Below are 21,508 nucleotides of genomic sequence, written 5' to 3' on the forward strand. Positions count from 1 at the left end.
GGCAATGAATCATGAAGGACAGACCTATCAACAATTTTTTCTTTGCAACTTATTTAGGTCTAAATTGTAAAAAAAACAAGCGCTAAATCTTAAACCACTAAACTTTATTTGCGTAAACGTTTAAGTAAAAATCCCGTTTAGAGCAGGCTTTGGGAAGTCTACCGCCTGTTTGAAGAAAAATTAGTTATGTAATTGGTTAAATAATTATGGTAAGGCATAAATCATCGGCCAGATACCGTTCGCTCTACAAAATTGGTCTTTTCTAGTTTCGATACATTTTTAGTTTCAACAGCGTTGCCTGCATACGAAGGCTTTGATTTCCCCCAGATAACTTCGCTATTTTTTAAACTGATGTAGCCGGTATTTTCGAAATGAAACCCTGCGATAGCACTTTTTACAAGTCCTTCAACATTACTCGGACGCCTGTCATAAACGCCACCAGGCAGGTCTGTAGTTTTATCAATTAGTACAGAAACCTGGTTAAAGTGAATATCTGAAATTTTATCGGCACTGGCGGCACTTACATACACCCCGCTTTCGCCAACACAGCGAATGTCAGAAAAGTATATGTTTTTAACTGAACCTACCTCGCCTTTTGTTTTCCCTTTAGGCAAGCGCCAGCCCGCATCCTTATTGTTTCCTGTTGCTCTCGGAAACGCAGTAATGTAAATTGGTTCAGATTTCCCCCACCAAACATCAGAAAATAACTTTGATTCAATCAATATATTGGAAAAAACCACATCACTCACGGTACCCTCATCCCGGTTCTGAATACCTATACCACGGTTACTACTGCGAATGTTACAATTATTAACCAGCACTTTACTAATCCTGTCCATATTTTCGGAGCCAATTTTAATGGCACACGAACTGGAAGTCATGGTGCAATTGCTGATAACAATATTTTCGCAAGGACCATAAGATTCAAATTCGCGGCGGTTTTTCAGGCAGATGCAGTCATCGCCAGATTCGATGAAACAATTGGTAATCCGTACATTTTTACTATGGTCGATATCAATTCCATCGCTATTTCTAATTTTGATACTATTAAGCAAACTAATGTTTGATACTGAAACGTCATTGCAACCGATAAGATGCAAAGTCCAGTATGCCGAATTTTGTAGCGTCACCCCATCAATATTAATTTTTCTACATCCGATAAGTGTTAACAGATGTGGCCTTGGATCTACCACGTTGAAAGGTTTAAGCACATAAGAATCTACCAACTCTTCGCCCATAAAAGATATGCCATTCCCATCCAACATCCCTGTTCCGGTAATACTTACCTGCTCTAAATTTTTTCCGCCTATCCACACGGTACCTTCTCCTTTATTCGCTCCGAAGGCGCTCTCTGTGTAAAGCGATTCATCCGGGCTTGCCAATATTTTGGCGCCACCTTCTACCCGGAGTTCAACGAATGATTTAAGCGCAAACGGCCCCGCTAAAAAAACGTGGCCGGCTGGTATCAAAACCTGGCCACCACCTGCAGCCGAACAGGCATTTATAGCTTTCTGAATTGCAGCAGCATCATTCACTTTACCGTTTCCTACTGCGCCAAAGTTAAGCACATTAAATTTTGATTGTGCGCTGGCAACCAAAGTTCCAAAAATCAGCAGGGCAAAAAAGAGGTAATATTTCATATTGTTAGTTTAGCTTTTTTATAACAGCAGTGGTTACCAAAAGACGGTGTAAAGTGCAGCCATAATACCCAATATAATTACAGAAGCAACCATAAATCCCGGCGTAACCGCGAACATCGACTTATCAATCTCGAGTCCCTGCGGATTATTTTTGCTTTTCGGATCAGTAAGCGTAATGCAAACCATAACAATGATGATGGTCACGAAAACCCACGACATTCGATGAAGAAAGGGGATATCGCCAATTAAGCCCTGACTGATTGAAGGCAAAAACTTAAAAAATATGGAAAGCGGAATGGTTAACAATGCCGCACAAAGCGCTGCCCTTGAGGTTGTTTTTTTCCAGAAAAAGCCCAGTAAAAAGATAGCAAACACACCTGGCGAAATAAAGCCCACATACTCCTGGATAAACTGGTAAACCTGATCGAAACTTCTGAGCGCTGGGGCGACAACAATTGCTATCAACGAAGCTACAACAACAGACCACCGGCCTACAGCCACCATACGTGTTTCGGTTGCAGAGGGCTTGATGTACTTTTTATAAATATCAAGCGTAAAAATTGTAGCAATACTGTTTGATTTTCCGGCCAGCGAAGCAACTATTGCCGCGGTTAGTGCTGCAAAAGCAAGACCTTTAATACCAACGGGTAATAAGTTCATTAACACGGGATACGCATGATCCGGTTTAAGCGTGCCCGCAGCATCCAGCATTTCGGTATGAAAGTAGCCCCGCTGGTACAACACAAATGCCGCAATACCTGGAATAACAACGATTAAAGGTATCAGCAATTTGAGAAAGGCTGCAAAGATTAAACCGCTACGGCCGGTTTTCAAATCCGCACCAAGCGCCCGCTGTACAATGTATTGGTTACATCCCCAATAGTTTAAGTTATTTATCCAAAGGCCACCAACCAAAACTGCAACGCCCGGAAGTTCGTTGTAAAATTTATCACCTTTGGAGAATATCATATGAAAATGATCCGAGGCTTCGCTTTTTAACAAAGGCAGAGCACCCAAAACACCATCAACATTTAGTTTCTGCGAAACCAACTGAAGGGCCATATAGCACGTTATTAGGCCTCCTATTACCAAAACAAAAACCTGAATTACATCGGTATACCCAATTACCTTCATGCCGCCCAGAGTTATTATCGCCGAAAAAACCGCTAAAAATATGATGCAGATGTTAAAAGGAATGCCGGTTATCGTTTCAATGGCTATGGCGCCCAGAAAAAATATCGAGGTAAGGTTAACAAATACATAAACCAAAAGCCAAAAAACCGCCATTAATGTGCTTACCGTGTTGTTATAGCGGTTAGACAGGAATTGCGGCATGGTGTAAATTTTGTTTTTGAGGTAAATTGGCAGAAAAAATACGGCTACGATAATTAAAGTAGCGGCAGCCATCCATTCGTAACTTGCAATGGCCAAGCCCATGGCAAAGCCAGAACCCGACATGCCAATAAAATGCTCGGCAGAGATATTAGAGGCAATAATTGATGCACCAATTGCCCACCATGTTAATGAACCTTCGGCAAGAAAGTAATCTTTGGTATCTGTTTTTTTCTTTTTCTTCGAGCGGTAAACATAATAACCGTATGCGGAAACAATAATAAAATATAAAATAAAAACGGCGCAATCTAGCGCTGAAAGGTGATTCATGGTTGTTTGGTATATTTGGTTGTTCTAAAAATCAGAAAAAATTCCAATCAAAGCCGATCAAGCCCTGGATTTAATTACGTAAACGTTTTCGGTAAACTGAGGCCTAAATGCGGCAAATCAGCAGTTTGTAGACGTTCTTTTTATAAGTGTAGATTTCAGCACAATGTTTTGTTCATCATCAAAACCTTTGTTATTCAAAATTTTAAACAAACACTTTGCAGCTTCATGGCCAATATCAAAAGCCGGTTGCGTTATGGTTGTGAGCGCCGGATTAAGCAATTTGGCTGAACTTAGGTTTGAAAAACTTAATACCTTAACATCCTGCGGGATGCTTAGCGACATGTTTCTGCAGGCCAGGTAAGTTGGTATAATGAATTCTTCTATCGAGGAAAAAATGCCATCAGGATGATGTTGCTTAAACAATTGTTCAATATTATCCACATTCTGCTCTTCGAGGTTTTCGTAATGCAAAACCAGCTGCTCATCGAAATCAATCTCATTTGCCTTAAGCGCATCCTGATAGCCGGAGAACCTGGCTCTACCAGCCGGCAATTTCTCCAGACCAAACAAAAAGGCAATTTTTTTGCAACCACAATCAAGCAAATGCTGCGTTGCCGCAAAGGAGCTGTCATAATCATCGGTTGTGATTTTAAAAGTCTGCAAAGACTCATAAACACGATCGAAGAAGACCAGCGGAACCTTTTTTACCAGATCCCGGTAGTAGTCATTATTGTACTCGTTACTGGAAACAGAGGTTAAAATCCCATCTACCCGCCCGTTTAATAAACTGTTGGTAAATGAAATTTCCATTTCAGTATCTTCATGCGTCTGGTAAATTAACACGTGGTAACCGTGTATTCTCGCCACTTCTTCAATCCCTTTTATCGCAAGCGAGAAAAAGTTGTTTGCAACGTCGGGAATAATTACAGCAATGGTTTTTGTTTTATGGCTACGCAAATTGCTGGCTGCAGGATTAGGCGTATAATTTAGGGCTTTTGCCAAATCCCAGACTCTGTTTTTTGTCTTTGCGCTAATTTCGTAACTATCATTTAATGCCTTAGAAACCGTTGCAATGGAAATGTTAAGTTCCTGTGCCAGCCGTTTAATATTTACCTGATCCGAAGCCATTGCGATGTTGTTTGGTTAGTTATTTCATCAATCAAATTAACCAGCGGTTTAAATAAGCCAGTTAAATTATTGATGTTGGAAATGCAATATCTAAATTCCGGTAAGGAGAAATTCAACTTACCCACCGGCAATAAGGCACCCAAGCATACGAAAGTAGAAAATAATCGTAACATTAACGTTTATGTTACATAATTTTAACATTTACCCAAAATCCGGAATTGGCTAAGACAACACTAATTTCTGAAATAAACCTCCAAATTAATCGCCAGAGCGCCTTGTTTTCGGCAGCATATTCAGGTTTACTTAATCGTTTACGTAAATAAATTTCGCATAAAACAGCGTAATCAGGTTTCAAAAGCACAATTTTAAATCTCGAAAAAACAATAAGTTTTAATTTATATCTAACCATATATGAGCAATTCACAAACAGCTGCGAGGGATAGCAACAATCCTTTGGACAATCTCGATCAATGGGAAAACGATGTATTGAAGCGTTATCCGGATCCTTCTGCTATCAATTCGGATAAAGAAGAGCAGGAATTTAGAAATTATGCTGAAACAGAAAAAGACAGTGTAAAAGAATTTTACCGGCTAAACCATACCTATCAAACCTATGATTTTGTTATGGAAAAAAAGGCAAAGTATCTGGCATTCAACATAGAAGAAATGCCAATCTGGAATGCTTTCGATTTTCTTAACAAACTTGTAGATGATTCTGACCCGGATACAGACCTGGATCAGATGCAGCACCTTTTGCAAACTTCTGAAGCGATCCGCAATGACGGACATCCGGACTGGATGGTTTTGGTGGGACTAATACACGATATGGGTAAAGTTTTGTGCCTTTACGGCGAACCACAGTGGGCAGTTGTTGGCGATACTTTTCCGGTGGGATGTGCGTACTCAGATAAAATCGTTTACCCGGAGTTTTTTAGCAATAATCCAGATTTCCACAACCCGCTTTACCAAACAAAACTAGGCGTTTACGAACAGAACTGTGGATTGGATAATGTGCATTTATCATGGGGACATGACGAGTATGTATACCATATGATGAAGCCATACATACCGGAAGCAGGCCTTTACATGCTGCGTTATCATTCTTTTTACTCCCAGCACCGGGAAAATGCGTACAATCACCTGATGAGTGAAAAAGACCACGAGCTGTTTAAATGGGTTAGATTATTCAATCCCTACGATTTGTACTCAAAAAATCCAAATCAGAAAAGCTGGGCAGAGCTTAAACCATATTACCAGGAACTGGTTTCCAAATACCTACCCGAAACGATAAAATTCTAACAACTATTAATCAAATAAAACTAACCATTTATGAACCTAATGCTACAAAAATCATGAAATCTAAATTTGTACGCTTAAAGTATGGCGGTATTTTTTTACTTCTTTTACTGATTTGCCAATCCTTTAATATTGTTTCGGCACAAACCGAACGAAAAATTACCGGAACTTTGACCGACACGGAGAACAGAGCTATCTTGGGCGCCTCTGTGGCCGTGCAGGGAACCAGTAAAGTAACCGTTACTACAGACGGAGGTGCTTTCAGCATATCTGCCAAAACAGGCGATGTTATTTCATTCACCTTTATGGGTTTCGAAACAAAAACCATTACTGTAGGTGCTGCATCAAACTATAAAGTTTCCATTACAGAGGCCAGCACTTCGTTAAAAGAGGTGGTTTTAGTGGGCTATGGTACCACTACCCGTAAAACTTTATCAAGTGCCATTACATCCGTTAAGCCCGAAGAACTTAACAAAGGCGCTATTGCCGATGTTGGGCAGCTACTGCAGGGTAAAGTTGCCGGTATGAACATCAGTGCCAGTGGCGATCCGAATAAACCTGCCGCAGTTATACTCCGTGGTGCATCTACAGTTAACAGTCCAGGTGCTCCCTATTATGTAATTGATGGTATACCTGGAGCAGATATCGCGGCGATAGCACCTGCCGACATTGCATCTATTGATGTGTTGAAAGATGCGGCAGCGACTGCTATTTACGGTAACCGTGCCGCAAGCGGTGTAATTATGGTTACAACCAAACGTGGTAAAAAAGGACAATCGCAGGTTTCTTACAGCGGTTATGCTGGCGCAGAAAAGATAAGCAGTCAGCTCGATTTAATGAATGCAGATCAGTTACGTGCTTTCTTAACGGCTAACAAATCGGCCTTTTCGCCTAATGATGATCTTGGTGCGAGTACCGACTGGATGAAAGCTATTGAACGTTCTACTGCTTACGCTCAAAACCACAACCTTTCTTTTAATGGCGGCTCAGACCACACAATTTATAGTGGGAGTTTAAACTACTTCAAAAAAGATGGTATCTTATCTGAAAGTTCGTTGGAGCGTGTAATTGGCCGTCTGAATATCGATCAGTATACGTTTAACGATAAAGTGAAATTCAGTTTAAACATTTCAAATTCGAGCAGCAAAGCAATAAATGAGCCGCTTCAAAACATTGTATTACTGCAGGCGGCAAAACGCCTTCCGGTATCTCCAATTTACAATGCAGATGGTTCTTACTTCGAAAACTTAAACAATTCGGGCTACTTTAATCCCTTAGCGATTGTTGGCAATGCACAGGATGAGACAAAATATAACGTTTTGTTGGGAGGCTTTAATACAGAAGTGAAACTTCCCTGGGGATTTACTTACAACGTAAACCTGTCTTACCAGAAAACTACCGCTTCGCACGGTGAATTTTACAGCAGCTATTTCGGAAAATACCCAACCTCAAACTTTTATAATAACCCCGACCCAGGTATCGGTATCGCACATACACTAATCGGAAGCTTATTCGGATCTAACGGTTCGGCCTTAAGAAGTAATTTTGAAAATACCACTAAAACCCTCGAAACATTTTTAACCTGGAACAGACAGCTCGGCGATCACTCTATTAATGCAGTGCTTGGCTACACCTATCAGGATAATGTTTATGGCGATGGCTTTCAAACTTCAAGTACAAATTTCCCGACGGATAACATTGGCTTTTCTAACCTAACGCTTGGAAATCCATACGCCATTTCTTCTTACAGAATTAATTTGGGTAACGACCTTACTTACGGCAGGATACTAATGATATCAGATTTTTTCAGGGTGAATTATAGCTATAAAGACAAATATCTTTTTCAGGGCTCCATCAGACGGGACGGAAGTTCGGTATTTGGCGACAGCAACCAATGGGGATACTTTCCATCTGCGGGTGTTGCATGGAGAATCAGTGAAGAAAATTTCATGAAAAACCAAAACGTTGTCAGCGATTTAAAGCTTCGTTTAAGTTACGGTGTAACGGGTAACTCTTCGGGTATTGGTGCCTACACAGGAAAACTAATTTACGGTACAAGCGGCACCTATTACAACAACGGCGTTCAGGCGGCAGCGTATGCACCCGTTCAAGGCTCAAACCCGAACCTTAAATGGGAAAGAACAGCTACAAAAAATGCTGGTATTGATTTCGGGCTTTTCAAAAATAAGCTAACAGGAAGTGTAGATGTATATGATAAAAACACTACTGACATGCTTTTTAGATATAGCGTTTCTGCCTCACTTGTTCCGGGTGGTTCAATTTGGGCGAATGGTGGAAGCATAAACAATAAAGGTATCGAGGTGAGCTTAAACGCAACGCCGGTTTCGGCCAAAAATTTCTCATGGTCTACCAGTGTGAACATGGCTTACAACAAAAACAAAATTACAAGCTTAAAGGGCCCTTACTCAAATGGTGATTCTGTTAGATATTCTGATCCTGAAGGACCGGGACAAACGAACGCGACACTGCAAATCCTTAAAGTTGGTTATCCGTTGGGCCAGTTTTTCTCGCTTAAATATGCAGGTAAAGATGCAAACGGAAACTCTCTGTTTTATAAACGCGACGGCTCAACAACTAATAGTCCGGGAATTGGCACAGATTATTTTTACTTAGGAAGCGCACAACCAAAGGTTTTAATGGGTTGGAGCAATACCTTTAAATACAAAGACTTCGATTTAAACATATTTATTAGAGGTACTTTCGGTAATAAGATTTTCAATGCAACAAGAGCAGATTTATCTTACACGGCCGGCGCAACAGTTAATAATATACTTAACAGCGCAGCCGATGATAAGATATCTGACACCAGAAACTCTTACTATTCTGACAGATATATAGAAAACGGTTCGTACGTTAGGCTTGATAATGCAACGCTTGGCTACAATTTTAAAACACCGTTTAAATATGTAAGCAATATCCGCTTGTACGGCTCAACCAATAACCTGTTTACCATTACTGGTTATAAAGGTATAGACCCGGAAGTTAACCAGGGTGGCGTTGCACCAGGTGTAGATTACAACAACTTCTATCCAAAAACACGCACCTTCTTGCTTGGTGCCAACGTATCATTCTAAAGAAAGAAATTATAAGTTATGAAAAAGATAATATTTGGAATGTTAGCCCTGATTAGTGGGGTGTTAATGTTTACCTCTTGCCAAAAACTTGATGTTCCGATTACTTCGGAACTTACACCAGAGTCGTATCCACAAACTGCCGCACAACTTACATCGGCATCCGGCCCCGTTTACATCAATTTAAGAAGCGATTATGCCAGTACATACTGGTTTTTACAAAGCTCATCTACAGACGAATCGGTGCTCGCCATTTTTGGTTCTGACTGGATTGACGGTAATAAATACCTTGAACTGCATCGCCACACCTGGACAAAAGATAATGCCTGGGTTGCGGCTGGCTGGTCTTATTTAACTAACATCATCGGAACAGCAAACCAAACCATTTCCATTATCGGCAATTCAGCTCCGGCAGGTGCAACAAAAAACACCAGTATGGCAGAACTTAAAACCATGCGTGCCTTTGCCTATTACATGATGATGGATTTATACGGAAACGTTCCTTTAGATACCTTGTATGGCGCAACCGATTTAAAATCCAATGCACCAAGAGCAAAAGTGTTTTCGTATGTAGAAAGTGAATTGAAGGCGGCTATTCCATACCTTAAAACAACAACGGGTACAGCAACATATGGCTTGCCAACAAAGTACCTAGCCTACTCCATTTTGGCAAAAATGTACTTAAATGCAGCTGTTTATACTGGCACGCCACGATATGATGACTGTATTGCCGCTTGCGATCAAATCATCAATTCTGGTCTTTACAGTATTGAACCGATGTCTACCTATCTTCAGATGTTTTACCCAACCAACGGACCCTCGCAAAAAGAATTTATTTTCGCCATTCCTTTTGATGCATCTACATCCAGCGGAACAATGGCCCATGCAAGGTATGATCTTAACCGAAATCTGGGCATCAGGTATTTATATTCTGGTTCTACTCCAGGTGCTTTCACAAATCCGGTGATGAATCAAAATACGGGTAGCGGACTTGTTAACAATAAGCCTAGCGGACCAAGAATGACCACTTCTGAATTTTACACCAACTTTAATGACCCTAACGATATACGCAACAAACAATGGCTTACAGGTTTGCAAACCTGGCAGGATGGTAGCCCGGTGATGGTGAGCACAACAAATCTTGGTTACGACCAGTTCTATGCGGGCTCAACTCCTGCGGGCGTTTTAACCTATCAGCTTAACTTAACGCCATTAACTTCTTCGCGTTTAGGCGCAAGTGCTTACGATTTAGGTAAAGATGAAATTGCCTGGAACACAGGCTACAGAAACATAAAATTTCTGGCCGATTACACCAACCCGATTAACCGCAACCAAAATAACGATATGCCTGTTTTCCGCTATTCTGATATCGTATTGATGAAAGCTGAAGCAATTTTTAGAGGTGGAACGGCCACTTTGGGGGCAACAGCTTTATCTTTAGTTAACAGTGTTCGATCTAACCGTACAACTTCTCCTGCCCTATCGGCAATTACTTTGGATGTTTTGTACAATGAGCGTTGTAAAGAATTTACCTGGGAAACCTGGCACCGCAATGATATGATTAGATTCGGCAAGTTCGAGGCAAGTTATGGCTTATCTAAAACCAATGCAGATACCTACCGCAGAATTTTCCCAATTCCGAGTACTGCGATTGCAACAAATAACACCCTCGTGCAAAACCCAGGCTATTAATGTATCATTTTAAAAAAGTTTAGCTTTACTAAAAACCATAAAATTCCCTCCTCCTGTAGCTGGTGCTACAGGAGCGGGATTTTTGCTTTTACTGCCAACTTTTTAAAACCACTAATTCTATTTTTTTTGACCCTGAAACCTTTGCTACCAACACCATGCGCATCATTTTTTCTATCGCCTTCCTTTTCTGCTTTGGTCTTTCTGCCAAAAGTCAATTATTACTGAAAAGCGGACTGCCAAATGCGCCGGCCGGTAAACTCATCAAAGTAGATTCGAGCTTAAATTTCATCGCAATTGGAGATTGGGGAAGAAACGGTGCCGACCATCAGAAACAGGTAGCTGCCGGAATGGGGCGCACGGCTTCAGATACCAAAGCACAGTTCATAATTTCTACCGGCGATAACTTTTATCCAAGTGGCGTAATCAGTGCACAGGATCCCCTTTTCAAATACTCATTTGAAGACATCTATACAGACTTCTCGCTGCAATGGGATTGGTATGTGGTTTTAGGGAATCACGATTACAAATCAAATCCGGATGCTGAAGTCGAATATTCAAAAATCAGCAGAAGGTGGAAAATGCCTGCACGTTATTTTTCTAAAAAATTTGCAATCAATGGCGACGCCCAAAATCAGGTGTTAATCGCTTTTATTGATACCAACCCACTAATACCTGAATTCTATAAAAATGCCGAATACGGGCCAAATGTTAAAGGTCAGGATACCATAGCGCAGAAAAAGTGGCTTATTAAAACCCTCGAAGACAAAGACCCATCCATAAAATGGAGAATCGTTGTAGGTCATCATCCCATGTATACTGGCGGCAGCCGAACCGATGCCTATGATACAAAGGCAGTAAGAAATTCATTAAAAGCAGTCTTCGATAAGTATGGCGTAGATGTTTACCTCACCGGCCACGAACACAGCTTACAATACATTAGACCAGATGGACAAACACACCATTTTATTTCTGGTGCCGCATCAGAAAAAACACCTGTTAAACTAATCCCGGGAGCAGAAATGGTTGCTTCAGAATATGGATTTATGTTATTCTCGGTGCAAAGAAATCAATTACTTGTGCAGGTAGTTAATGAAAAAGGCGAAGCAATTTACCACACCACAATTAAAAAATAAGCTGTATTAAAATCGATAAATTTACGCTGCTCATGAGTATAACCAGTTCAGAAATGAATTCCACTAAAACCGATTCAAAAGAACAAAATGTAAAGGCTAACGGCCGGCTTGTTTCTCTCGATGCCCTTAGAGGTTTTGACATGTTCTGGATTATTAGCGGCGAAGGAATTTTTCATGGCCTGGCTCAGGGCATAAAGCAAAACTACGGTCTGGTTCAAAACACCTACAACTGGCAAATCGAAAAAAGCACATCGCTGTCTTTTATAGAACGTTTGCTGATAACAATAAGCAATCAATTACACCATTCACCTTGGAATGGTTTTACTTTTTACGACCTCATTTTTCCGCTCTTCATATTTATTTCCGGCGTTTCAATGCCCTTCTCTTATCAGCGTTACCTGGATGGAAAAGTTTCCAATAAAGGTGGAGGGAAACAGGTTTACATGGCTTTAATAAAAAGAACCATAACGTTAATAATTTTAGGCTTTATTGTAAATGGTTTGTTGAAGTGGAATGGCTATGAAAATACGCGTTTCGCAAGTGTGCTTGGCCGGATTGCGCTTTCAACATTTTTCGCAGCGATAATTTACCTTAACTTTTCGCTGCCTAAACAACTTATTTGGTTTGCATTTATCCTGATTGGATATTACTTGCTTATGGTAAGCTTCCCCGTACCAGGTTTCGGAAGCGGCGTGTTAACACCTGAGGGTAATTTTGCCGCTTACTTCGACAGGCTTTTTCTGCCCGGCAAACTCCATCGAATTATTTACGATCCGGAGGGCTTGATGAGTACAGTTCCATCTATATGCTCTGCGATGATGGGCATTTTCACCGGAACATTTATCAAAGGTAAATCGGCCACCCTAACCCCGTTAAAGAAGATGGGTTTCTTACTCGCTGCGGGCTGTTTATGCATTTGCCTTGGGCTGCTTTGGTCTGGAGTTTTTCCAATCAATAAAACAATGTGGACCAGCTCTTTCGTTTTGTTTGCCGGTGGATGGAGCCTCATACTGTTTTCACTATTTTATTTCCTTTTCGATATTTGTCCGCTCAGAAAGTGGTGTTTACCCTTCATCTGGATTGGAAGCAATTCCATTTTAATATACATCTGTGCACATGGTCTGGTAAATTTCGAATCGAGCTCTAGCTTTCTTTTTGGAGGTTTGATAACGAAAATGCCGCCCGAATGGCAACAGGCAGGTCTTTGGACTGGCATGCTTATCATTCAACTATTTCTCCTGAAAATACTATACGACAAAAAATGGTTTTTAAAAATATAATATGAAGTTGAAAATTCTACTACTCGCGATTACGTTATTATCTCTTAATAAGGCATGGTCGCAATCGCACATTGAAACCACTCAAGAACTCATAAAAAGAGTTTTACCGAAACAATACAGCAATTTTAGCACGCAGAGCCTGGCCAGCAACAGCGGCATGGACGTATTCGAAATAGAAAGCAAAAACAACAAAATCGTTCTAAGAGGTAGTAGCGGCGTAGCGCTGGCTTCCGCATTCTATTATTATTTAACAGAATATGCACATTGCCAGATAACCTGGAATGGCGAAAACTTAAAACTGCCTGCAAAACTTCCATCACTACCAGCTAAAATCAGAAAGGAAACACCTTATGAATACCGTTACTATTTAAATTATTGTACGCTGAATTACAGCATGAGCTGGTGGGATTGGCCTCGATGGGAAAAGGAAATAGACTGGATGGCATTACACGGTATAAATATGCCACTGGCCATTACTGGCGAAGAATACACCTGGTACCTGCTTTATAAAGAAATGGGCTTTTCTGACGGTGAATTGAAAGGGTTTTTTACAGGCCCTGCGTATTTTTCGTGGTTTTGGATGGGAAATATAGATGGCTGGGGCGGACCACTGCCGCTTGCATGGATGAAGGAACACTTTGAATTGCAGAAAAAAATCCTCCAGAGAGAACGTTCTTTAGGTATGAAACCCGTTTTGCCCGCATTCACCGGGCATGTGCCGGCTGCATTTAAGTTAAAATATCCAAACGCAAAACTTAAAGCCACCAACTGGACGAATGGTTTTGCAGATACCTATATTCTGGATTCGGAAGACCCGATGTTTGCGGAAATTGGTAAAAAGTTCCTTCAGAAACAGACAGAATTGCTTGGAACAGATCATTTATATTCTGCAGATACGTTTAATGAAAACGAACCGCCATCTGCAGAGCCTGATTATCTGGCAAAACTGAGTGCAAGAATTTATGATGGCATGTCGCAAGCCGATGCAAAGGCCGTTTGGGTAATGCAGGGCTGGCTTTTTTATAGTGACAGAAAGTTTTGGAAAGCACCGCAAACCGAAGCCTTATTAAAAGCTGTACCAGATGATAAAATGATTCTGCTTGATTTGGCAACGGAAATTGAACCGGTTTGGAAACGTACCGAAGGCTTTTATGGTAAGCCCTGGATATGGAACATGCTGCACAATTTTGGTGGTAATACCAATCTTTTTGGCCGGATGGATGTTGTTGCAAAGGCACCCGCAGAGGCACTTGCCGATGCTAAAAGTGGCAAAATGAAAGGCATAGGCCTAAGTATGGAGGGAATTGAACAAAACCCTGTACTCTACGAGCTTATGATGGCGAATACCTGGCAAAGCAAGCGCATAAATCTGGATGCATGGCTACCAAAATATGTTAAAAACCGTTACGGAACCGACAGCAAAGAAGCACAAAAAGCCTGGTCAATATTAAGGAAAACAGTTTATACAGTACCTACCGATAAATATATCCGTGATGGTGCGGAGTCAATTATTCAGGCCCGGCCAACTTTGGATTCGCTTTCCCGGTGGACAAACACAAAACTTAATTATAACGAAAAAGATTTACTTCCAGCCTGGGATGCACTCATTAAAGCCGCCGATGCTTGCAAAAACAGCGACGGTTTTCAATATGATTTAGTTGATGTAACCCGGCAGGTGATGTCAAATTATGCCTTGCCTTTACAGCGAAAATTTGTTTCGGCTTTGGAAAAAAAAAATTTACAAAGCTTTAACCGAGACAGTAAAAAGTTTTTAGAATTAATCAGCGACATGGACTTACTCCTGGCTTCGAGACGTGATTTTTTACTCGGCCCCTGGGTTGCTGATGCAAGGGCTTGGGGAAGAAATGAAAAGGAATCTGCCCTTTATGAAATGAATGCAAAGAATTTGATAACGCTTTGGGGTAATGAAGAAAGTCCGCTGCATGAGTATGCCTGCAGGCAATGGAGTGGCCTAATGAACGATTTCTATAAACCGAGATGGGAAATGTTTTTTGCAGCAGCAACAAGTTCGCTGAAGCAAGAAAAACCGCTCGATATTCCCGCTTTTCAACGCGAGGTGGCAAAATGGGAATGGAAATGGGTAAATAAACGAAAAGATTATCCTCAGCAAACCAGTGGAAACCCCGTATTGCGTTCGATTGAAATGTATAAAAAATACAGAAAGCTAATGGCTGATGAAAGTTATAGAAAGTAATATGAAAAATAGATTTGGGCTGTTGTTTGCTTTGGTCATCATCGTTATGCTGAGCAGCCTCGAAGCTTTTGGGCAGTCTAAAATCTTTAACATCGTTGATTTTGGCGCAAAATCCGGACTTGATAAAACCAATACCATCGAGATTCAAAAAGCCATAGATGAAGCTGCTACGGTAAAGGGCAAGGTTATAATTCCATCCGGACAGTTCGTAACCGGGCCTCTTCGGCTTAAATCTGGAATTGAACTTATCCTAAACGATGGGGCGGAACTGTTAGGCAGTACTAACCGACTCGCCTACGGCAATGGTGATGCAGAACCGCTCATTTCTGCCTTTCAACAGGAATCAATCAGTATAAGTGGAACGGGAATCATTAACGGCCGAGGTGCTGAAGTCGTAAAAAATTTGTTGGCTTTACTTCATCAGGGAACACTGAATGATAAAACCTGGACGGCCAAGCGGCCAGACGAATCAAACAGACCAAGGCTAATTGCTTTCAGCGAATGCCGCAACATTTCACTTAAAAACATCACCATTAAAAATAGTGCTGGCTGGGTTCAGGATTTCGCAAACTGCGTTGGGGTAAAACTTGACAGCCTGAAAATTGAAAGTACTGTTTATTGGAACAATGATGGAATTGATGTGGTAAATTGCAAAGACGTTAACATAACCAATTGCGACATCGACGCTGCTGATGATGGAATCTGTCTAAAATCGGAAGGCACCCCGGGCATTTGCGAGAACATCTACGTTGCAAACTGTAAAATTCGATCAAGCGCAAATGGATTTAAACTGGGCACCGGTTCGGCGGGAGGTTTCAGAAACATTAAGGTTAGAAACATTACGGTTTACAACACTTTCCGCTCCGCAATTGCGCTCGAAGCAGTAGATGGAGGCTTTATCGATGGAATTGATATTCAGGGTGTTGTTGCGAAGTATACTGGCAATGCAATCTTTATCCGCCTCGGCCACCGGAATACAACTGCTAGTTACAGTACCTTAAAAAACGTAAAAATCGTTGATGTTATAGCAGATATTCCAAGCGCCAAACCTGACGCCGGTTATCCACTTGAGGGACCGCTTCCTAAATCGACACCCCATAACCTGCTGCCGATAGTGCTGGCCGGAATTCCCGGGCACCAAATTGAGAACATTTCGCTTGAAAACATTTCCGTTAGCTACGGTGGTGGCGCTTCAAAAGCAATTGCGAATATCCCTCTAGAAGCGCTGGATACCGTTACCGAGAACGAAAGCGGATACCCCGAGTTCTCGATGTTTGGCGAACTTCCCGCATGGGGCATTTATGTGCGGCATGCTAAAAACCTGAAAATGAAAAATATTAAAATAAATTACTTAACAACTGATTTTAGAACACCTATTGTTTTTGACGACGTGGACACAATTGATGTAAATGGTCTGGTGGTTGAAAAAAGCGAACAAAAACATTCCATTGCGTTGAAAAACGTGACCAACTTCAGCATTAAAAATGCAAATCTGCCCGGTTCTAAGGTTGAGCAAACTTTAAAATTATAGTAAAACCTTGCACAGGCCATCAAAATTGATATCGAATGAGAATTTTTAGAAAAACAGACGTACAATATTTTGCCTTCTTTTTTATTGCGCTGCTTTTTTTTGGAACCAGCGCATTTAGTCAGCAGGCTGACCTGATGCGATATGTTCAGCCTTTCTCCGGTACCGCCGCAAGTACAACCAAGGCAAGTGAACATGTTGAAGATAAAACTGAACGTCTTGCCAATACAATTCCAGCTGTTGGCCTTCCCTTTGGGATGACGCAATGGACGCCACAGACGCAAATTACCGAACAGAAGTGCCTTGCTCCTTACTACTACAATAACAAAAAAATATACGGATTTAGGGGCACGCATTGGATAAGTGGTTCTTGCACTCAGGATTATGGAAGCTTTACAGTAATGCCAATATCGGGCAAACTCCGCACATTATGGAAAGACTATGGAACAGATTACAGTCACGATGGCGAAGTAGCCTCGCCCGCTTACTATAAAACGCAATTAAGAAAGTACAACTTAACGGTGGAGATGACTTCGAGTTTACGTTGTGCTATGCTGCGCATAACCGCGACAAAGGCCGACAGCATTTACCTGCTCATTACCCCGAATAGCGACAGGCAGAAAGGTTATATAAAAATTGATAGGGCGAAAGGCGAAATTTCGGGCTATAATCCTGCCTACAGACTTTACCAGGGTTTAGGCCAGCCAGCTGGTTTCAGCGGCTATTTTTTCATCAAAATAAAAAAGACAATTTTAACAAGCGGAACTTTTTCGGCCGGACAGCTTTATAAAGACCAAATCCTAAGCAATAAAAAAGATATTGGGGCTTATGCAGGTTTCAAACTTAAAAAAGGCGAACAACTGTTGTTAAGCTGCGGAACGTCTTTTACCAGCATTGCGGAAGCCAAAAAGAATTTAGACGCTGAAATAGATACCAAAGACTTTAATGAACTCAAAGCTAAAGCCACGGCAACCTGGGAGGCATCGCTCGCCCAGGTTAAGCTGCAAGACAAAAATGAAAGAAGCAAGAGAATTTTCTATACGGCCTTATATCATGCGCAGCAACACCCAAGATTATTTAGTGATGTAAGCGGAGCCTACCCCGAATTTGCAGGTAACAAGCAAACCAAAAGATTAAAAGGAGCTGATTATTACGATGATTTTTCCATGTGGGACATTTACCGGGCTCAATTGCCTTTGATGGAATTACTAAGACCTAAACTTACCGGTGCTTTCGTAAATTCGCTCGTGTTAAAGGGGCAACAAGGAAAATGGCTGCCAATATTCCCGTGTTGGAACAGTTATACTTCTGCTATGATTGGAGACCATACAACTGCATTTATTATATCAGCTTACAATAAAGGGATCCGCTCGTTTGATGTAAATGAAGCTTATAGGCTTATGCGGAAAAATGCGTTTGAAGTTCCAGACGACGCAGATTATTTACAGGGGAAAGGCAGACGAGGCATCTCCAGCTATCTAAAATATGGCTACATTCCGTTGGAAGATAGTGTTCCAAACGCTTTCCATAAAAAAGAGCAGGTTAGTCGCACGCTTGAATATGCATACGATGACTATGCCTTATCAACGATGGCCAAAGACTTAAAGAAAACAGCGGATTTTATTGAACTTGAACAACGCTCAAAAAATTATAAGCATGTTTTTGACACTTCTGTTGGCATGGTTCGCGGGAAATTTGCCGATGGAAGCTGGTACAAACCCTTTTATCCGGATCATCGCGAAAGCTACATCACCGAAGGTACGCCGAGGCAATACAGTTTTTATGTTCCTCAAGACATTGCCGGACTTACAGCCATTTTAGGGGGGAAAAAGAATCTGGAAAATCAGCTTGACTCGCTATTTGAAAAAAACCAATACTGGCATGGAAATGAACCCGGCCATCAAATTCCGTTTATGTACAACTTTACTGCTGCGCCCTGGAAAACCCAAAGAGCAGTTGCAAAGTTACTTGATGAGGAGTATGATGACGGACCAGGCGGTTTAAGCGGAAATGATGATGCCGGACAGATGTCGGCCTGGTATGTTTTCAGTGCGCTTGGCTTCTACCCTGTCGATCCGGTTTCGGGAAATTACCAGTTATCGACACCATTATTCGAGCAGGCAACCTTAAAATTAGAATCAGGCGTTTTACTAAAAATCACGACTGTAAAAACAACTGATAACGCCGGTTACATTTTAAAAGTTCTATTAAATGGCAAACCGTTGAGTAAACCTGAAATAAGTCACGCTGATTTATTAAAAGGTGGAACACTTACGTTTTACCTTCAAGAGAAAATTCCAGAAAGTAATCCCTTCAACAAAAGATAACATATTGCTCAATACCAACGGATAGCGTCGGCGTTTGAAAAGGAAACCAGTTCCGGAACATTAACGAATTTAATAGCCTTAAGTTCAGTTACCGAAACAGCCAGTTAGAAAGATAATTTGTGGGTGTTTGCTTATGCGCCATTATAATTATCTTTCTAGCAAAATTCAGTTTAGAATGAGTACGACAATTATTAACGCACTAACCGCCTTAATCGACTTTAGCGATGCGGAATTGGCAGAATTTATGGAAGCGCTGAAACCCCGAAAGCTGAAAAAAAATGATTTCATGCTCGAAGCTGGCACAATTTGTAAATCTATGGCGATAATTAATACCGGCGGACTTCGTTACTACAGCATTACGGAAAAAGGAGAACAAAGTAATTGGTTTGCGTTTGAAGGCGAGTGGTTGGGTGATTACGAAAGTTTTTTAACGCAGCAACCTTCGTTACACTTTATTCAGGCATTGGAAGATACAGAAATCTTCTGCCTGAGTTATGATGACATGCAAAAATTATACAGCAAGGGCATCAGATTTGAGCGATTCGGCAGACTTATCGCGGAAAACTTATTCATCAGTACCGAAAGATCCAGACATGATCTGGCTAATCTCCCCGCCGATAAACGCTACCTAAACTTAATCAACAGATATCCAAATATTTTAAAACGAATTCAAATTCAGCACATTGCAACTTACCTTGGCATACAACCACAAAGCCTTAGTCGCATTCGTAGAAACATTGCCAGCAAGAAAAACTGATGGCTTCAAAATACTCAAAATAGTAACCTATGTTATTTTTTGTTGCGTTGTCTTTGCAGACTTTAGCACTTAAATGAGAACACTTCTATACCTTTTTAAAAGCCAAGACAAGCAAGCGTGGCCGCTTTTATATTTTGGATTTAGCCAATTTGCCCTGGCGCTTTTATTTCTAATCCTTTTACCGTTCGAGCATCGCCAGGTGCTGGGAATAAACCTGTGGATAAAACCGTTAAAGTTTGCGGTTTCAATCGGCATTTACTGCATCAGCTGGGCCAAAATCCTTCCTTATTTATCGAATACAAAAACTAAAAAATATTTTATTTGGTTTACAATTTTTGCGATGGCATTTGAAATGCTCGCAATTTCCAGTCAGGCTGCCAGGGGGCAGCTTTCTCATTTTAATCAGTCTGGAACATACAATATCGTGGTTTACGCATTGATGGGAATTGTTATAACAGCCCAAACTTTTTTTGCACTATATGTTGGCATCAGCTTTTTTAAAAACCAACACATCAAAATTGAAGTAGCAATGCTCTGGGCAATCCGATTTAGCATCGTTATTTCATCTGTTTTCGCATTACAAGGCGGATTTATAGGACAACGCATGGCGCACACGGTGGGCGCACCAGATGGTGGGCCAGGATTGCTGTTTTTTAACTGGAATACAACCTACGGAGATTTGCGAATTGCACACTTTTTTGGCCTCCATGCTTTACAGATTCTACCTGCATTTGTTTGGCTTGGAAAATTAAGGCGTCCGGCACCTGTCATTATTTTTGGGGTTATTTATTTTATTTTGGTCAGCTTTCTTTTTTACCACGCATTACTGGGAAAAGGCTATTAATTGATTGTACCTATTCAGTTTTTATTTGAGAAAACAGCAAAATCAGGGGCAGCAGAAACAGAAGAAATCCGCAAGGCCGTGTGTGTGGTAAACAGGAAATATTTTGCCCTTGGCAGGTTGTAAAACGGCGCTTAAAAATCTGTAAGAGAAAAATTACAAAAATAAATCTACTGGCATTCAGTTCGTTGGAAAGCAATTTCATATTGACCTCGCATCGGGGCATATAAGAGCCTGTAAGCGTAACGCGGGCATCATTATTGAATAGTCTTCATTACGCAAAAACACACAAATGAAACAATTATTTTTTATTGCACCACCGGCTATAGTAGCCAGTGGCTGTGCTTGGCTTGGCAAAAGGCAAGTTAACCAGGCAGACCCAACCATGGGTATGGGAGAGGATGAATTTAAGCCAAAAGAACAACGGGCAGAGCGTATCTATTTGTCGGGCGATTCTGCTACTTACAAAACAAATGTTGCCAACAACACCCTGTATTGGGCAGATAATGTTTACCATTTTTACAAAGGAAAACTATCCTGCTTCGAACAAAAAACTCATTTTTTTAATACTAACACCGTAAAAATTGAGGAGGCAAACAAATGAAAAAGCTACTATTCATTTGCCTGTTGGCAATCTCGGCGATGAGCTGCAGAACTGTTTCTTTTTACGAGCCAAAGTTTGAAATCGGAATGACAGAAACAAGCTTCAAGGAAGCAAATAAAAAAGCAGAACTGGTATCGTCTACTAATGATGGCATAAAAATCTATCGAACCACTCTAAACACCTGGATACCGCGGCCAGAACCATATTCTTTCTTTTATTTTCAGCAGGGAAAACTGGTAAGGTTCATCAAATCAGACCGGGGAGACGATTATAAATTTATATAAAAAAATAAAAAAGCCTTCAAACTGAAGGC

15 protein-coding genes are annotated in these 21,508 nt (G+C 41.0%); 12 read left to right on the forward strand and 3 right to left on the reverse strand.

The annotated features are described in order from the left end of the window. Positions 1–221: 221 nt before the first annotated feature. From AC0IWT_RS09030 to AC0IWT_RS09040, 3 genes are all read right to left on the reverse strand, one after another. On the reverse strand, positions 222–1,640 hold the full coding sequence (locus AC0IWT_RS09030; protein WP_471796894.1) for a glycoside hydrolase family 28 protein: 1,419 nt from the start codon (positions 1,638–1,640) through the stop codon (positions 222–224). A 33-nt stretch (positions 1,641–1,673) separates the two neighbouring features. Continuing rightward, entirely contained in the window at positions 1,674–3,302 is a 1,629-nt protein-coding gene (locus AC0IWT_RS09035) for a sodium/sugar symporter (protein ID WP_471796895.1), read from the reverse strand. 117 nt (positions 3,303–3,419) lie between these two features. After that, positions 3,420–4,430, reverse strand: a complete 1,011-nt coding sequence (locus AC0IWT_RS09040) for a LacI family DNA-binding transcriptional regulator (RefSeq protein WP_471796896.1) — start codon at positions 4,428–4,430, stop codon at positions 3,420–3,422. A gap of 411 nt (positions 4,431–4,841) precedes the next feature. On the opposite strand from AC0IWT_RS09040, the gene AC0IWT_RS09045 reads away from it, so the two are divergent. The 12 genes from AC0IWT_RS09045 (at position 4,842) to AC0IWT_RS09100 (ending at position 21,479) form a co-directional block, all read left to right on the forward strand. Further along, positions 4,842–5,729, forward strand: coding sequence for an inositol oxygenase family protein (locus tag AC0IWT_RS09045; protein ID WP_056871429.1), 888 nt, complete (start codon positions 4,842–4,844; stop codon positions 5,727–5,729). Positions 5,730–5,782: 53 nt separating this feature from the next. Next, positions 5,783–8,821: a SusC/RagA family TonB-linked outer membrane protein gene (locus AC0IWT_RS09050; RefSeq protein ID WP_056871430.1), complete on the forward strand. Its 3,039-nt coding sequence runs from the start codon at positions 5,783–5,785 to the stop codon at positions 8,819–8,821. A gap of 18 nt (positions 8,822–8,839) precedes the next feature. After that, positions 8,840–10,510: a RagB/SusD family nutrient uptake outer membrane protein gene (locus AC0IWT_RS09055; RefSeq protein WP_471796897.1), complete on the forward strand. Its 1,671-nt coding sequence runs from the start codon at positions 8,840–8,842 to the stop codon at positions 10,508–10,510. Positions 10,511–10,665: 155 nt separating this feature from the next. Next, complete coding sequence (locus AC0IWT_RS09060; protein WP_471796898.1) at positions 10,666–11,643, forward strand: metallophosphoesterase; 978 nt, start codon at positions 10,666–10,668, stop codon at positions 11,641–11,643. 32 nt (positions 11,644–11,675) lie between these two features. Continuing rightward, positions 11,676–12,923 carry an acyltransferase family protein gene (locus AC0IWT_RS09065; protein ID WP_471796899.1) on the forward strand — a complete coding sequence of 416 codons (1,248 nt, stop codon included), beginning with the start codon at positions 11,676–11,678 and terminating at the stop codon, positions 12,921–12,923. 1 nt (position 12,924) lies between these two features. Then, positions 12,925–15,138, forward strand: a complete 2,214-nt coding sequence (locus tag AC0IWT_RS09070) for an alpha-N-acetylglucosaminidase (RefSeq protein WP_471796900.1) — start codon at positions 12,925–12,927, stop codon at positions 15,136–15,138. Position 15,139: 1 nt separating this feature from the next. After that, positions 15,140–16,669 carry a glycoside hydrolase family 28 protein gene (locus AC0IWT_RS09075; protein WP_471796901.1) on the forward strand — a complete coding sequence of 510 codons (1,530 nt, stop codon included), beginning with the start codon at positions 15,140–15,142 and terminating at the stop codon, positions 16,667–16,669. Positions 16,670–16,704: 35 nt separating this feature from the next. Next, positions 16,705–18,993: a GH92 family glycosyl hydrolase gene (locus tag AC0IWT_RS09080; protein WP_471796902.1), complete on the forward strand. Its 2,289-nt coding sequence runs from the start codon at positions 16,705–16,707 to the stop codon at positions 18,991–18,993. A 175-nt stretch (positions 18,994–19,168) separates the two neighbouring features. Then, positions 19,169–19,750 (forward strand): Crp/Fnr family transcriptional regulator, encoded by a 582-nt coding sequence (locus AC0IWT_RS09085; protein ID WP_471796903.1) that lies wholly within the window; start codon positions 19,169–19,171, stop codon positions 19,748–19,750. 73 nt (positions 19,751–19,823) lie between these two features. Continuing rightward, on the forward strand, positions 19,824–20,594 hold the full coding sequence (locus tag AC0IWT_RS09090) for a hypothetical protein (protein ID WP_471796904.1): 771 nt from the start codon (positions 19,824–19,826) through the stop codon (positions 20,592–20,594). A gap of 289 nt (positions 20,595–20,883) precedes the next feature. Further along, a complete protein-coding gene (locus AC0IWT_RS09095; protein WP_471796905.1) occupies positions 20,884–21,195 on the forward strand; it encodes a hypothetical protein in 312 nt (103 codons plus the stop codon). Then, on the forward strand, positions 21,192–21,479 hold the full coding sequence (locus AC0IWT_RS09100; RefSeq protein ID WP_056871439.1) for a hypothetical protein: 288 nt from the start codon (positions 21,192–21,194) through the stop codon (positions 21,477–21,479). Before AC0IWT_RS09095 ends, AC0IWT_RS09100 begins: the two co-directional genes overlap by 4 nt. Positions 21,480–21,508: the final 29 nt, after the last annotated feature.

This window comes from Pedobacter sp. AC464, from assembly GCF_979253075.1.

Excerpts from the sequence above, each read along its gene's own strand:
- AC0IWT_RS09075 (WP_471796901.1), top strand. The coding sequence starts at position 15,140 with ATGAAAAATAGATTTGGGCTGTTGTTTGCTTTGGTCATCATCGTTATG.
- AC0IWT_RS09040 (WP_471796896.1), bottom strand. The coding sequence starts at position 4,430 with ATGGCTTCGGATCAGGTAAATATTAAACGGCTGGCACAGGAACTTAAC.
- AC0IWT_RS09035 (WP_471796895.1), bottom strand. The coding sequence starts at position 3,302 with ATGAATCACCTTTCAGCGCTAGATTGCGCCGTTTTTATTTTATATTTT.
- AC0IWT_RS09045 (WP_056871429.1), top strand. The coding sequence starts at position 4,842 with ATGAGCAATTCACAAACAGCTGCGAGGGATAGCAACAATCCTTTGGAC.
- AC0IWT_RS09055 (WP_471796897.1), top strand. The coding sequence starts at position 8,840 with ATGAAAAAGATAATATTTGGAATGTTAGCCCTGATTAGTGGGGTGTTA.
- AC0IWT_RS09030 (WP_471796894.1), bottom strand. The coding sequence starts at position 1,640 with ATGAAATATTACCTCTTTTTTGCCCTGCTGATTTTTGGAACTTTGGTT.
- AC0IWT_RS09060 (WP_471796898.1), top strand. The coding sequence starts at position 10,666 with ATGCGCATCATTTTTTCTATCGCCTTCCTTTTCTGCTTTGGTCTTTCT.
- AC0IWT_RS09090 (WP_471796904.1), top strand. The coding sequence starts at position 19,824 with ATGAGAACACTTCTATACCTTTTTAAAAGCCAAGACAAGCAAGCGTGG.
- AC0IWT_RS09070 (WP_471796900.1), top strand. The coding sequence starts at position 12,925 with ATGAAGTTGAAAATTCTACTACTCGCGATTACGTTATTATCTCTTAAT.
- AC0IWT_RS09100 (WP_056871439.1), top strand. The coding sequence starts at position 21,192 with ATGAAAAAGCTACTATTCATTTGCCTGTTGGCAATCTCGGCGATGAGC.
- AC0IWT_RS09095 (WP_471796905.1), top strand. The coding sequence starts at position 20,884 with ATGAAACAATTATTTTTTATTGCACCACCGGCTATAGTAGCCAGTGGC.
- AC0IWT_RS09085 (WP_471796903.1), top strand. The coding sequence starts at position 19,169 with ATGAGTACGACAATTATTAACGCACTAACCGCCTTAATCGACTTTAGC.
- AC0IWT_RS09050 (WP_056871430.1), top strand. The coding sequence starts at position 5,783 with ATGAAATCTAAATTTGTACGCTTAAAGTATGGCGGTATTTTTTTACTT.
- AC0IWT_RS09080 (WP_471796902.1), top strand. The coding sequence starts at position 16,705 with ATGAGAATTTTTAGAAAAACAGACGTACAATATTTTGCCTTCTTTTTT.
- AC0IWT_RS09065 (WP_471796899.1), top strand. The coding sequence starts at position 11,676 with ATGAGTATAACCAGTTCAGAAATGAATTCCACTAAAACCGATTCAAAA.